16 protein-coding genes and 2 riboswitches are annotated in these 13,213 nt (G+C 71.3%); of the genes, 14 read left to right on the top strand and 2 right to left on the bottom strand.

Annotation, left to right across the window (positions count from 1 at the left end; translation table 11 throughout):
* Positions 1-35: 35 nt before the first annotated feature.
* Together gcvH and gcvT are read right to left on the bottom strand one after the other, a co-directional pair.
* Complete coding sequence (gene gcvH / locus ACFFGE_RS06030; RefSeq protein WP_376835348.1) at positions 36-401, bottom strand: glycine cleavage system protein GcvH; 366 nt, start codon at positions 399-401, stop codon at positions 36-38.
* Positions 402-413: 12 nt separating this feature from the next.
* Complete coding sequence (gene gcvT, locus ACFFGE_RS06025) at positions 414-1,529, bottom strand: glycine cleavage system aminomethyltransferase GcvT (RefSeq protein WP_376835347.1); 1,116 nt, start codon at positions 1,527-1,529, stop codon at positions 414-416.
* A 48-nt stretch (positions 1,530-1,577) separates the two neighbouring features.
* A riboswitch (glycine riboswitch) is annotated at positions 1,578-1,661 on the bottom strand.
* Between the two features lie 3 nt (positions 1,662-1,664).
* Positions 1,665-1,762, bottom strand: a riboswitch (glycine riboswitch).
* 90 nt (positions 1,763-1,852) lie between these two features.
* Here gcvT and ACFFGE_RS06020 point away from each other — a divergent pair.
* The 14 genes from ACFFGE_RS06020 to ACFFGE_RS05955 all read left to right on the top strand — a co-directional run bounded on the left by ACFFGE_RS06020 (position 1,853) and on the right by ACFFGE_RS05955 (position 13,194).
* On the top strand, positions 1,853-2,428 hold the full coding sequence (locus tag ACFFGE_RS06020) for a hypothetical protein (RefSeq protein ID WP_376835346.1): 576 nt from the start codon (positions 1,853-1,855) through the stop codon (positions 2,426-2,428).
* Between the two features lie 87 nt (positions 2,429-2,515).
* A complete protein-coding gene (locus ACFFGE_RS06015) occupies positions 2,516-2,872 on the top strand; it encodes a DMT family protein (protein ID WP_376835345.1) in 357 nt (118 codons plus the stop codon).
* A gap of 39 nt (positions 2,873-2,911) precedes the next feature.
* Complete coding sequence (locus ACFFGE_RS06010) at positions 2,912-3,253, top strand: DMT family transporter (protein WP_376835344.1); 342 nt, start codon at positions 2,912-2,914, stop codon at positions 3,251-3,253.
* A gap of 41 nt (positions 3,254-3,294) precedes the next feature.
* On the top strand, positions 3,295-4,092 hold the full coding sequence (thiD, locus tag ACFFGE_RS06005) for a bifunctional hydroxymethylpyrimidine kinase/phosphomethylpyrimidine kinase (RefSeq protein ID WP_376835577.1): 798 nt from the start codon (positions 3,295-3,297) through the stop codon (positions 4,090-4,092).
* A complete protein-coding gene (locus ACFFGE_RS06000) occupies positions 4,089-4,670 on the top strand; it encodes a nucleotidyltransferase family protein (protein WP_376835343.1) in 582 nt (193 codons plus the stop codon). Before thiD ends, ACFFGE_RS06000 begins: the two co-directional genes overlap by 4 nt.
* A gap of 2 nt (positions 4,671-4,672) precedes the next feature.
* Positions 4,673-5,482: a PhzF family protein gene (locus ACFFGE_RS05995; protein ID WP_376835576.1), complete on the top strand. Its 810-nt coding sequence runs from the start codon at positions 4,673-4,675 to the stop codon at positions 5,480-5,482.
* An 80-nt stretch (positions 5,483-5,562) separates the two neighbouring features.
* On the top strand, positions 5,563-5,886 hold the full coding sequence (locus ACFFGE_RS05990; RefSeq protein WP_376835341.1) for a hypothetical protein: 324 nt from the start codon (positions 5,563-5,565) through the stop codon (positions 5,884-5,886).
* Positions 5,887-6,567, top strand: a complete 681-nt coding sequence (locus ACFFGE_RS05985) for a response regulator transcription factor (protein WP_376835340.1) — start codon at positions 5,887-5,889, stop codon at positions 6,565-6,567.
* Entirely contained in the window at positions 6,564-7,979 is a 1,416-nt protein-coding gene (locus ACFFGE_RS05980) for a sensor histidine kinase (protein ID WP_376835339.1), read from the top strand. Before ACFFGE_RS05985 ends, ACFFGE_RS05980 begins: the two co-directional genes overlap by 4 nt.
* Positions 7,980-8,049: 70 nt before the next feature.
* Positions 8,050-9,390, top strand: coding sequence for a hypothetical protein (locus tag ACFFGE_RS05975; protein WP_376835338.1), 1,341 nt, complete (start codon positions 8,050-8,052; stop codon positions 9,388-9,390).
* A gap of 10 nt (positions 9,391-9,400) precedes the next feature.
* Positions 9,401-10,210: a c-type cytochrome biogenesis protein CcmI gene (ccmI, locus tag ACFFGE_RS05970; protein WP_376835336.1), complete on the top strand. Its 810-nt coding sequence runs from the start codon at positions 9,401-9,403 to the stop codon at positions 10,208-10,210.
* 43 nt (positions 10,211-10,253) lie between these two features.
* Positions 10,254-10,718 (top strand): cytochrome c maturation protein CcmE, encoded by a 465-nt coding sequence (ccmE, locus tag ACFFGE_RS05965; protein ID WP_376835334.1) that lies wholly within the window; start codon positions 10,254-10,256, stop codon positions 10,716-10,718.
* The gene (locus ACFFGE_RS05960) at positions 10,715-12,691 is read left to right on the top strand and encodes a heme lyase CcmF/NrfE family subunit (RefSeq protein WP_376835332.1); all 1,977 of its coding nucleotides are present in this window, start codon (positions 10,715-10,717) and stop codon (positions 12,689-12,691) included. The genes ccmE and ACFFGE_RS05960 overlap by 4 nt, the downstream gene beginning before the upstream one ends.
* Positions 12,688-13,194 carry a cytochrome c-type biogenesis protein gene (locus tag ACFFGE_RS05955; RefSeq protein WP_376835330.1) on the top strand — a complete coding sequence of 169 codons (507 nt, stop codon included), beginning with the start codon at positions 12,688-12,690 and terminating at the stop codon, positions 13,192-13,194. Before ACFFGE_RS05960 ends, ACFFGE_RS05955 begins: the two co-directional genes overlap by 4 nt.
* Positions 13,195-13,213: the final 19 nt, after the last annotated feature.

Raw genomic sequence — 13,213 nt, 5'->3', positions numbered from 1 at the left:
CGATAGAGCAGCTGACTCTTAATCAGCGGGTCGAGTTAGAGCGTCGTCAGGTACTGGTCGTAGGCGGCGCGATCCATCAGCCCGTCCAGCTGGGACGCGTCGGCGACCTTGATCTTGGCGAACCAGCCGGCGCCTTCCGGATCGGCGTTCACCGTCTCCGGCGCGGTGGACAGGGCGTCGTTGGCCTCGACCACCTCGCCCGACACTGGGGCGTAGACGTCGGACGCCGCCTTGACGCTCTCGACCACGGCGAAGCCGTCCTTCTGGGCGACCGTCTTGCCGACCTCGGGCGTCTCGACGAACACCACGTCGCCGAGCTGCTCGGCCGCGTGCTTGGTGATGCCCACGACGGCGACGTCGCCCTCGAGGCGGACCCATTCGTGATCCTTGGTGAAATGCATGGCGAGCCCCTCTCAGGCCTTGGGTTTGCGGTGATAGCGCTGGGCGACGAACGGCATGGCGACGACCTCGGCGGCCGCGGCCTTGCCGCGCACGATGACCTTCAGCTCGGTCCCGAGCGCGGCGTGCGACGGCGGCACGTAGCCCATGGCGATATTCTTCCCCAGGGTCGGGGACGGGCCGCCGGAGGTGACCTTGCCGATCACCTGACCGTCCGCGTCGGCGATCTCGGCGCCTTCCCGGGCCGGGGCGCCTTCCTTGACGATCAGGCCGACGCGGACCCGCGACGGGCCGTCGGCCAGTTCCTTCAGCACCCGCTGAGCCCCCGCGAAGTCCGCGCGCTCCTTGCGAGACTTGGAAAGGGCGAAGGTCAGCGCGCCCTCGACCGGGCTGGTGGTCGGGTCGATGTCATGGCCGTGCAGCGGCAGGCCCGCCTCAAGGCGCAATGAATCCCGCGCGCCCAGGCCGATCGGCTTGACGCGGGCGTCCTCCAGCAGGGTGTTCCAGATGCGCTCGGCCTGATCGGCCGGGACCGATATCTCGTAGCCGTCCTCGCCGGTGTAGCCCGAGCGCGAGACGTAGCAGTCGCAGCCGAACAGCATCAGCCGCGCGCACTCCATGAAGCCCATGTCGGCCAGGATCGGCTCGTACGCCGCCATGACCTCGGCCGCTTCGGGCCCCTGGATGGCCAGGAGCGCCCGGTCGTCCAGCACCTTCAGCGTCGCATCGCCGGTCAGGCGGGCGCGCCAGAAGGCGAAGTCCTGGTCCTTGTTGCCGGCGTTGACGACGATGAACAGGCCGTCGTGATCCGGCCGGCCGGCCATCAGGTCGTCGATGATGCCGCCGTCGTCGTTGAGCAGCAGGGAGTACTTCTGCTTGCCGGCCTTCAGCGCGGCGTAATCCCCGGGCGTGAAGCGTTCGAATTGGGCGACGGCGTCCGCGCCGGTGATCTTGCACTGGCCCATGTGCGAGACGTCGAATAGGCCGGCGTGCTCGCGGGTCCAGCGGTGTTCGGCCAGGACCCCCTCATACTGCACCGGCATGTCGTAGCCGCCGAACCCGACCATCCGGGCGCCCAGGGCGCGGTGCGCGGCGTTCAGCGGGGTGGTCTTGAGCGTCTGATCGGACATCCAGGTCTCCGGGTCTGAGGCGAGCGGAGGCGACGCGCGCCTCGCCCCCGCTGTCCGTGAGCCTGAGAGATTCCGGCGCCAGAGGTATAGCGCCTTGCTCCGTCGGCGAGCCCGGCCGGGCTCTTTCCAGCGTCCGTGCGCTCCGCGGTCCTTTTGCCTGAGCGTTTCCGGGGCGGTTGCGCCTTCGGCTCCGGGCCGGCCGAAGCCGCCCGATCTCTCCCGCGAGAGCGCCTCCGCTGTCGTCCGACTCACCGGCGGAGTCAAGCGCGGCGGCGAGCCTGCGCGGTCTTGGCGCTGTCGGAGACCGACGTTAGGGTGAGGCCATGCGCATTCTGATCCTGACCGCCTCCGTCCTGGCCCTCGCCGCCTGTTCGCAACCCGCCGAAGCGCCTGCGCCGGCGGATGCGCCCGCCGCGACCGACGCCGCCCAGCCGGCGAGCTTCGACGCCTCCGCGGGCGGCCTTCTCGAGGCCGACGGCCTGACCCCGGCCCAGCCCGGCGGCGGCACGGCGCTGAAGATTCCGTTCGGCTGGACCGAGGCCCAGGTGACGGAGTTTCTGAATGGTTTCTGGGGTCGCGAGCCCGAGCGTGGCGAATGCGCCGATCTGGGCCTCACGACGTTGACCTACGGGGCCGATCTTGACCTGCTGTTCGAGGGCGGCCGCTTCGCCGGCTATTTCGCGGGCGAGGACGCGCCGGAGACCTTCTCCACGATCGGCGAAATCCATGTCGGCTCGACGCTGGCCGAGATCCGGGCGGCCAGCCCCGAGGTACAGGTGACCGAGGGCTCCGTCGGGCCCGAGTTCGGCGTCGGCGAGGTGTTCGGCTTCCTGAGCGGAACCGGCGACGACGCCCGCGTCACCGGCCTCTACGCCGGTCGGGCCTGCATCTTCAGATAGGGCCGGCGGGCGAGGCCCGGCGGATGGCCCTGTCTTGCGGCGAGGTCCGTCCCGTCGGATGACGAGGCGCGCCCTCGCGAGGTCCTCATGTCCCTGTCGCCCTATGTCACGCCCGTGCTGCTGCTGGTGCTGTCGAATGTCTTCATGACGTTCGCCTGGTACGGTCACCTGAAGTTCGAGGGACGGCCGCTCTGGGTCCTGGTGCTGGCCAGCTGGGGCATCGCCTTCTTTGAGTACTGGCTCGCGGTGCCCGCCAATCGCATCGGCCATCAGGTCTATTCGGCCGCCGAGCTGAAGACGATGCAGGAGGTGATCACGCTTCTGGTCTTCGCCGTCTTCTCGGTGGCCTATCTGGGCGAACGGCTGACGCTGAACCACCTGATCGGTTTCGCCCTGATCGCCGGCGGGGCCTGGTTCATCTTCAGGGGGCCGCTCGGCGCCTGAAGGCTTGCCCCGCGCGCCTGGGCCCGCCATGTGGCGGCCATGGGATTCGCCGCAATCAATCCGTGGTTCGCGCTGGCGCTGGCCGGGGTGCTGGAGATCATCTGGGCGTCGGGCTTCAAATATGTGGGACCGCAGCGTCCCTGGATCTCGCTGGGCGTCGGCCTGGCCATGCTGGCGAGTTTCGCCTTCCTGTGGGTGGCGACCCAGAGGCTGCCCATCGGAACCGCCTACGCCATCTGGACCGGCATCGGCGCGGTCGGGGCGGCGACGGTCGGCATCATCGCCTACGGCGAGCCGGCGACGGCGGTGCGGCTCGTCTGCATCGTCCTGATCGTGGCGGGCATCGTGGGGCTGAAGCTGTTCTCGGGCGCGCCCGCGTGACCCGCGCCGCAGCCGCAGGCGACCGCGTCGCGAGCGATGGCGTGCGAGGCGTCGGAAGGGTGCTGATCATCGCCGGTTCGGACTCCGGCGGCGGGGCCGGGCTGCAGGCCGACGTCAAGGCCGTCACAATGCTCGGAGCCTTCGCCGCGACGGCGGTGACCGCGATCACGGTGCAGAACACCCTGGGGGTGCACGGCGTCCACCCGCTGCCGCTCGATCTGATCGAGGCCCAGGCGCGCGCCGTTCTGGACGATATCGGCGCCGACGCGATCAAGACAGGCATGCTGGGCTCGACCGCAGTGGTGGAGCGGGTCGCGGCGATCCTCGACACAACCGACGCGCCCGCCGTGGTCGATCCGGTGATGGTGGCCAAGGGAGGGCAGGCCCTGCTGGCGGAGGACGCCGTGGAGGCGGTGCGCCGGCTCATGGTTCCGCGCGCCGCGCTGCTCACGCCCAACGCCCCGGAGGCCGAGGCGCTGACGGGGGTCGAGGTGCGTGATCTCGATGGGCAGCGCCGCGCGGGCGAGGCCCTGCTGGCGCTGGGCGCCGGGGCTGTGCTGATGAAGGGCGGGCATGTGCCGGGCGAAACCGTCGTCGATCTGCTGATCACGCCGACCGGCGAGACCGTCCTGGAGGGCGATCGCGTCGCGACCCGGCACACACACGGCACGGGCTGCACCCTCGCCAGCGCCTGCGCGGCCGGGCTGGCCAAGGGACTCGCGCTCGAGCCCGCGGTCGCCGAGGCCTGGGCCTACGTCGCCGAAGCGATCCGGCGCGCGCCGGGGCTGGGCGGCGGGCATGGACCGCTTGACCACGGCTGGCCGGTCCGGGCGCGATGAGCCGGGCTCCGGAGCTGGACGCGATCCTGCGCGGCAGCCCGTCGCTGATGCGGGTTCTGACGACGGTGAGGGCGCTCGACCTGCCGGACTGGCGGGTCTTCTCCGGCGCCGTCTATCAGACGGTCTGGAACGCGAGGACGGGCCGCGCGCCGGACTATGGGCTGAAGGATTTCGACATCGGCTACTTCGATCCGAACACCTCGTGGGACGCCGAGGACGTGGTCATTCGCCGCGTGGCGGACGCCTTCGAGCCGCCGCTGAAGGACATGGTCGAGGTGCGAAACCAGGCGCGGGTGCACCTGTGGTTCGAAGGCCGGTTCGGCGAGCCCTATGCGCCGCTCGGCGGCACGGATGAAGCGCTTGAGCGGTTCGTCTGCCCGGCCTTCGCGATCGGCGTGCGGCTTGGGCCGGACGACACGATCAGCGTCGCCGCGCCCTTCGGGTTGGACGACGTTTTCGACATGGTGCTGCGTCCCAATCCCCTGCGCGGCGTGGCCAGGGGCTGGGCGCGAACGACCGCGTCGGCCCGGGCGCGCTGGCCCGAAGCGACCATTCTGGAGCCGGAGACGACGAGATGAGCCTGAGGCAGTGGACGGTGGACGCCTTCGCCGGCGCGGCGTTCCGGGGCAACCCCGCCTGCGTGGTCGAGCCCCTCGGCGACTGGCGCGAGGAGGTCTGGATGCAGGCGCTGGCCATGGAGAACAACCAGGCCGAGACCGCCTTCCTGCGACCCACCGCCGATCCGGCACGCTTCGACCTGCGCTGGTTCACCCCGACGATGGAGGTGGATCTGTGCGGTCACGCCACGCTGGCCTCGGCGCATGTCCTGTTCTCGGAGCTGGGCGCGACGGCGGAGCGCCTGACCTTCGACACCCGCTCCGGCCCCCTGATCGTGGAGCGGTCGGGGAACGCCTACGCCATGGACTTTCCGGCCGATCCGCCCCGGCGGACCGACGTCCCGGAGGGGCTGGCGGAGGCTCTGGGCGCGAAGCCGGACGAGGTCTGGGCCGGGCGCTATCTCGTGGCTGTGTTGCGGGACGCGGCCGCCGTCCGGGGCCTGACCCCCAATATCGCCGCGCTCCACCGGATCGCCGGCGAAGCCACCGGGGGCCGGGGCAACATCGTGGTGGCCGCGCTGTCGGACGACCCGGCCTACGACGTGGTGGACCGCTTCTTCGCGCCCGGATCAGGCGTGGCCGAGGACCCGGCGACGGGTTCGGCCCACTGCATCCTGGCCCCGCTCTACGCCGACAAGCTGGGGCGCCCCGAGGTGCGGTTCCTGCAGGCCTATCCCGGTCGCGGCGGAGACATCGTGACGGAACTCCGGGGAGACCGCGTGATCCTGACCGGTCGGGCGGTGACGACCGTCGAAAGCCGGCTGCGGGTCTGAGGCGGTTCGTCTTTCGCCTTAAGCCCGTCTACACTGGCCATTCAGCCGGCGTTCAGCGCCGCGCCACTACACACGACGACATGTTCGACGCTCGCGCCCTTTCCCTCGCCGCCGCCGTGGCGGCCCTGGCTTCGACGGTTCCGACCGTCGCGGATGCGCAGGTGCGCAGCCCCTACGCCACCCAGCTGCGACAGGACGAGGCCCGGGAGGAGGCGCGCGAAGGCCGCCGCCTGGAGCTGGTCGAGGTCTTGCGCCGCGTCGAGGCGGGCCGGCCTGGGCGCATGCTGCCCGGCGGTGTTCAGGCGCGACCGGAAGTCTATATCATCCAGTGGGAGTATCCGGGCGGACGTGTGGTCAGCATCACCGTCGACGCCCGGACGGGTCGGATCATTTCGGAGCGCTGAATGCGGGTTCTTCTGGTCGAGGATGACGCCGACCTGTCGCGGCAGTTGAAGGCCGCGCTCGGCGACGCCGGCTATGCGGTGGACCACGCCCCGGACGGCGAGGAGGCCTGGTTCCTGGGCGACACGGAGCCCTATGACGTCGTCGTGCTCGACCTGGGCCTGCCGAAGATCGACGGCGTCTCTGTCCTGGAACGCTGGCGGCGCGAGGGCAAGACCACGCCGGTGCTGATCCTGACCGCGCGCGGCGCCTGGTCCGACAAGGTGTCGGGCTTCGACGCCGGGGCGGACGACTATCTGACGAAGCCCTTCCATACTGAGGAGCTGCTGGCGCGCCTGCGGGCGCTGCTCAGACGTTCGGCGGGTCACGCCCAGGCGACCCTGACCTGCGGCGGCCTGAGGCTGGATCCGCGTGCGGCGCGGGCCAGCGTCAACGGCGAGCCCCTGCGCCTGACCAGCCTGGAATACCGGCTGCTGCACTACCTCATGATGCACCAGGGCCGGGTGATCAGCCGTACCGAGCTGGTCGAGCATCTGTATGATCAGGACTTCGATCGGGACTCGAACACCATCGAGGTGTTCGTCGGCCGCCTGCGCAAGAAGATCGGGCCGGACCGTATCGAGACCGTGCGCGGCCTCGGCTACCGACTCACGCCGCTGGCCGGCGAGTCCGAGGCGGCGTGAACCCGTTCCGGCGCTGGTCCCAATGGCCCGCCGAGGTCGGCCGCGCCGGCCGGTCGCTGACCGTCCGGCTGATCTGGCTGGCCACGCTCTGGATCGCCGCCGCGCTGATCGTCACCGGCTATGTGCTCACCTCGCAGTTCCAGGAGTCCGGCCTCAGGCGCCTGGGCGGTGTCCTCAACACCACGCTGGACGCCCTGATCGTGGCCTCGGCGCGCGTCCCGGACGTCGCCGAGACGCCGCAGATCATGGACCAGCGGACGCTGGACATCTTCTCCGGCAAGTACTGGAGCATCGCCGTGCCGGACGGGGAGGGCGGGCTCAGACCCGTGGCCCGCTCCCGATCGCTGTGGGACTCGGACCTCAACATCCCCGGGGGCCTCTTCGAGCGGCTCGAGGCCTCGCCCGGCGCGGTGATCACCTACAACGACGTGGGCCCCAACAGCGAGCCGCTCCGGGTCGCAGCCACCCTGAAGGAGATCGCCAGCCGTCAGGATCGGGTGGTCTATCTGGCGGCGATCGACCGCTCCAACATCGACATCGACACGGCCCAGTTCGCGCGCCTGACCTGGACGGCCCTGGCGCTGCTGGGGTTCGGGCTCATCGCGGCGGTGCTGATCCAGGTGCGGATCGGCCTGCAGCCGCTCTATGACCTGAGGAACGAGATCGTGGACGTGCGCAAGGGCAAGGCCCAGCGGATCATGCGCGGCTATCCGAGGGAGATTCAGCCGCTCGCCGAGCAGGTCAACCGGCTTCTGGAGCACAATCATGAAGTCGTCGAGCGCCAGCGCACCCACGTGGGCAACCTGGCCCATGCGCTGAAGACGCCGCTGTCGGTGATGCTGGCGGAGGTGAACGGCAAATCCGGCGCCCTGCCGGACCTCGTCCGCCGCCAGACCGAGGTGATGAAGGGACAGGTCGATCATCACCTGCGACGCGCCCGCGCCGCCGCTCGGGCCCAGGCCGGGGGGGAACGCACCTTGGTGCCGGAGGTGCTGGACGAGCTGGCGGTGATGATGGAACGGGTTTTCCAGGAGAAGGACGTGGTCATCGACTGGCGCGCGCCGGACGATCTGTGCTTCCGCGGCGAGCGGCAGGACTTGCAGGAGATTCTGGGCAATCTGATCGAGAACGCCTGCAAGTGGACCGAACGCAAGGTCAGGGTCGTCGCCGGGCCGGCCGGCGTCGGGCGGCTGATCGTCGTCGTCGAGGACGATGGACCGGGCGTCGCCGAGGACCAGCGCGAGACGATCCTGAGGCGCGGCGCGCGGGCTGACGAGGCGACGCCGGGCACCGGGCTGGGTCTCTCCATCGTCGACGAGCTGACCCGCGCCTACGAGGGACGGCTGACCCTGGCCGCCAGCGACCTGGGCGGCCTGAAGGCGATCCTGGAGTTGCCGGCCGCCGAGTCCTGATCCGGGTGCGCCGGCGCCTGAGGCTTTCTTAACCTTGATCGGCGCAGCATGCGGGAGACCGGAGGCGCCCATGTCAGCCCTGCCGGCTGCGAAGGCCGCAGCCGTCGTCCAGCTCGTCGAGTCCGTCCCCGACGCCGCGCTGACGCGTCTGGCGGCGGCCGTCTCGTTGATGCCCGGCGAACAGGCCGTCGAGCTCGGCCGGATGATCGCGCGAGAAAGCCGGGACCGCGAACTCCGCGCCATCGCCTTCTCGCCGGTCGCCGCCCTGTTCACGCCTCGCACGGACGGCTTTCCCGCCACGGCCTACCCCCGCCCCGTGATGGCGCGTCTGTGGAAGCTGGCCAGCGTGCCGGAGCCGGGGCTGGCCCAGAAGCTGGACGCCATCGGGGTCGAGGACGCGGTGGTGGACCGCATCGGCGACCAATTCCTGCGCGCCGCGGCCCGGGCGCTGCGCGAAACGCCGGACAAGGCCTGGCCCGCCGCGGACCCGACACAGCGGGATCGCCTCGCCCTGCTGTTCGAACTGGGTCAGCTGATGCGCAAGGCCGCGCCGCGTCTACGGGCCTGGACCGCGCGGCCGGACGAGGACCAGGTGGCGGAGCTGCGCGTGCTGTTCCGCGAGGCCGCGGCCATGGCCCCGGACGGCGCCGAGCGCTTCGTCGAGCTGATCTTCGCCCATGTCGCCGACGCGCCGTTGATCCTCAGGATCGTGACGCTGAGCGCCGAGGCGGCGTCGAACAGCGACGTGCTGTCCAACTCCGAACTGGCGCCCTTCGTCGACGGTCTGCTGGAGGCGACGGAGCAGCGCGTCGCCCGCATCGAGGCCTTCGTGACGAATCCGACGCGGGATCGGGTGCTCGAGGTCGCCGCCGCCGTGGACTGGTGCGGCGACGTCCTGCGTGAGATGGGGCTGACCGTGAAGCCGCAGCCGGACAGCCGCTGGGGCAAGGCGGTCCAGGCGATGAGGGCGCGGGTGGAGCGTCAGGCGCTCGCCGCCCTCAAGGCCGGCGGCAGGGCGGTCGAGGCCGGCTTTCCCCTCGCCCGTGCGCGCGGGGCCCACAAGTCGGCTCCGCTGGAGCCCGACCTGGGCGCGCCGCCCGACGCGCCCGCCATCGAGCAGGCGCTCTCCCTGCTCGGCATGATCGAGCGGGCGCGGATGACCCTGGCGGAGTTCGGTTGCGAATCGCCGCGTCAGGCCACCATGAAGGACGCGACCAAGCACCTCGCCGACTTCGCCGAGAAGGCGCTGACGCAGGTGCGCGGCGCCGGAACCGACGGCGAGCGGCTGATCCGCAGGGCGGCGGAGGTCCTGTCCGGCGTGGGCGAGAAGGAGCTGGCCAAGGCCATCGTCCGCCGCCTGGACGCACGTGTCGCGGACGACGGGATGGCGGCGGTGAGGGCCATCGCCTAAAGAACCGGCCATGACGGCTTTCTGGTTGCTATCCGGGCTCGCCGCCGCCCTGGCGGGGTGGATGCTCCTGACCTTCGCGCGTCGCGGCGAGCGCGAGGCCCCCGCCGACGCCCCCGCCACCCTCGAGCTCGACGAGCTGGAGCGGCTGCGCGCGCGAGGTCTGATGACCGACGACGCCTTCGCCGTCGCGCGAGCCGAGGCGGCGCGGCGCCTGATCCGCGAGCGGGACGAACAGGCCCCCCCGGTCGCGCGGCCGGAAGATCGGCGCTGGGTCCTGGTGGCCGCGGTCGTCTCAGCCGCTGTGGCGCTTGGGCTCTATTTGGCGTTGGCCGCGCCCGGGTTCGGTGATCAGCCATACGAGCGGCGCGTAGATCAGTGGGCCGAGACGCCCGAGATGCTGGACGCGCCTCAACTGGCGGCCGTCATGGCGCGTGCGGCGGCTGAACGGCCCGAGGACGCGCAGGCGCAGGCCATGCTGGGCGCGGCCCGCTTCGCAGCTGGCGATCCTCTGGGCTCCGCCTCGGCGTTTCGTCGGGTCGTCGCGCTGGAGCCGGCGAACGCCCAGGCCTGGGCGCGGTTGGGCGAGTCGTTGGTCCGCGCCTCCCAGGGGACGATCGGTGCTGACGCCGAAGCCGCCTTCCGCGAGGCGCTGCGTCTGGATGCGAACCAAGGCGGCGCCCGTTACTTCCTCGGCGAATTGGCGCTGCAACGTGGCCAGCCCGAAGAGGCCCGGGTGATGTGGGCGCCCCTGATCGAAACTCTCGGGCCGGCCGATCCTCGACGCGCCGACCTGATCGGGCGGCTGGAGGCGGCGTCGTGACGCCTTTTCTCCGCCGCGTCCTGACCTTATCAGCCGCGCCGAGATGAGCTGGCTTCCGAAATCCCCTAAGGCCCGGCGCCGACTGTGGATCACCGCGGCGATCGCGCCTGTTCTAGCGTTGGCCGTCGGGCTGTCGCTGTGGGCCATGAGCGATCGCGTGACCTATTTCGTCACGCCTGCGGAGGCGACGCCCGAGGCCGCGCCAGAGGGGCGGCTGATGCGGCTGGGCGGCCTGGTCGAGACGGGCAGCGTCAGCCATGGCGCGGACGGGCGGGTGCGCTTCATGGTCGGAGACGGCGGCGCGACCACCCTGGTGACCTATCGCGGCGACCTGCCGGACCTGTTCCGCGAAGGCCAGGGGATCGTGGCCGAGGGCGTGTTCCTGGCCGATCGCAGCTTCGAGGCGCGGCAGGTGCTGGCCAAGCACGACGAGACCTACATGCCCCGCGAGGTCGCCGAGAAGCTGAAGGCGCGGGGCGAATGGCGTCCTGAGAGCCCGACCACGTGATCGTCGAGTTCGGCGCCTTCGCGCTCATCCTGTCGTTCGTGCTGGCGCTCGCGTCGGGCGGCCTGGCGGCGGCGGGGCGGGCGCGGCTGAGCCTTGGCCTGTCCGGCGCGGCGTCCGGGGCGTTAGTCGGATCGGCCGTCATGGCGGGCCTGGCGTTCCTGGCGCTGATCCAGGCGTTCGTGACCTCGGATTTCTCGGTCGTCAACGTGGCCGCCAACTCCCACACCGACAAGCCGATGCTCTACAAGGTCGCCGGCGCCTGGGGCAGCCACGAGGGCTCCCTGCTGCTCTGGTGTCTGGTGATGAGCGGGTTCGGCGCGGTGCTGGCGCTGGGGCGCGGCCTGCCGTTCCGCCTGAGGACCAGCGCGGTGGCGGTCCAGGCCCTTCTGACCAGCCTGTTCCTGGCCTTCACGGTCTTCACCTCCAATCCCTTCGCACGGATCGACCCGGCGCCGGTTCAGGGCCAGTCCCTGAACCCGCTGCTGCAGGATCCGGCGCTCGCGATCCACCCGCCGATGCTCTACCTCGGCTACGTCGGCCTGTCGGTGCCGTTCGCCCTGGCGGTCGCCGCCCTGATCGAGGGGCGCGTCGACGCCGCCTGGGGCCGGTGGGTCCGGCCTTGGGCGCTGGCCAGCTGGGCCTTCCTGACCGCCGGCATCGCGCTGGGCAGCTTCTGGGCCTACTACGAGCTGGGCTGGGGCGGATGGTGGTTCTGGGACCCGGTCGAGAACGCGTCCTTCATGCCCTGGCTGGCGGGCGCGGCGCTGCTGCACTCCGCCGTCGTCACCGAGCGACGGGGCGCGCTCAAGGGCTGGACCGTGTTCCTGGCGCTCGCCGCTTTCAGCCTGTCGATGCTGGGGGCTTTCCTGGTGCGGTCGGGCGTGCTGACGAGCGTGCACGCCTTCGCCGTCGACCCCGAGCGGGGCCTGGTGCTGCTGGGCATCCTGGGTCTGGCGGCGGGGGCGGCCTTCGCCCTGTTCGCCTGGCGCGTTCCGACCCTGACCGGCGGCGGCGTCTTCGCGCCGGTGAGCCGCGAGGCGACGCTGGTGCTCAACAACATCTTCCTGGCCGCGGCGACCGCGACGGTGCTGCTCGGCACCCTCTATCCGCTGATCCTGGAGGCGGCGACGGGACAGACGATCTCGGTCGGCCCCCCCTATTTCGACCTGACCTTCTCGCCCTTGATGGCGGCGGCGATGATCCTCTTGCCTGCGGGACCGCTGCTGGCGTGGAAGCGCGGCGACCTCAGGGGCGTCGGCCAGCGGCTGGTCTGGGCGGCGGGCGCGGCCATGGCGGCGGGCGTGCTGACGTTGGCGGTGAGCGACCTCGGCAAGGCGCTCGCGGCGGTGGGCGTCGCGGTCGGCGTCTGGCTGATCGCCGGCGCTTTGGCCGAGGTGGCCGAGCGGGTGCGCCTGTTCCGCGCGCCGTTCGACGAGGTGCGTCGCCGGACTCTGGGTCTGCCGATGGGCGCCTGGGGCACGACCCTGGCGCACGCCGGTCTGGGCGTGTTCCTGCTGGGCGCGGTGGTCGAGACCAGCTTCAAGGTGGAGGCTCAAGGCGTGGTGTCGCCCGGCGAGGTGGTGCGCGCGGGGCCTTACGCCGTCACATTGAACGCCGTGCGGGTCGTCGAGGGCCCCAATTATCTGGCGGAGCAGGGGCGGGTGACCGTGCGGCGCGCCGACGGCTCGGGCCCACGCGACCTGACGCCGGAGCGCCGGTTCTTCCCAACCGGCGGACAGACCACGACCGAGGTCGGACTGGATTTCCGGGGGCTGGACGACGTCTATGTGGTGCTGGGCGAACGCCGGGCGGGCGAGGACGGGCGTCAGGCCTGGAGCCTGCGGGTGCATCACAATCCCTGGGCGCGGCTGATTTTCCTCGGAGCCGCCGTTATGACGGCGGGCGGGCTGGTCAGCCTGCTGGACCGGCGGCTGCGCGCCACGCCGCTTCAGCCCCGGAAGGCCGCCCCATGATCGGTCGTCTGGTCTTCGCCGCCGTCGCCGTGGTGATGCTGACCGCCCAGGCCGAGCCGCTGTCGCGGCCAGACGCGCCGCTGCCGGACGCCGCGGAGGAGGCCCGGGCCCAGGCCCTGTTCGAGGACATTCGCTGCGTCGTCTGCCAGCACGAGGCGATCTCGGACTCCCCCGCCGGCGTCGCCGCCGACATGCGCGCCTGGGTTCGGGAGCGGGTGGCGGAAGGCCGCACCGACAGGGAGATCCGCGAGGAGCTGGTGCGCCGCTATGGCGACTATGTGCTGTTCGAGCCCCCGTTCCGCGCGGGCACGCTGATGCTTTGGCTAGGGCCGTTCCTGATCGCGGCGGGGGCGCTGGCGGGTCTGACGGCATGGGCGCGGCGCCGTCGCACGGCGGAGCCCGCCCCCCTGTCGCCGGAGGAGGAGGCGCGGCTGGCGGAGATTACCGGCGCGGCAAGCCGCCGCCCTGATCCTGACGCAACCTCGCCTCAAGGCGGGCATTGAGCCCGAGAACGATCGCGAA

The sequence above is a fragment of the Brevundimonas balnearis genome, from assembly GCF_042434805.1.
GTDB lineage: Bacteria > Pseudomonadota > Alphaproteobacteria > Caulobacterales > Caulobacteraceae > Brevundimonas > Brevundimonas balnearis.
Note: the sequence above shows the minus strand (reverse complement) of the source record. Positions and strands in the feature narration are given on the sequence as shown.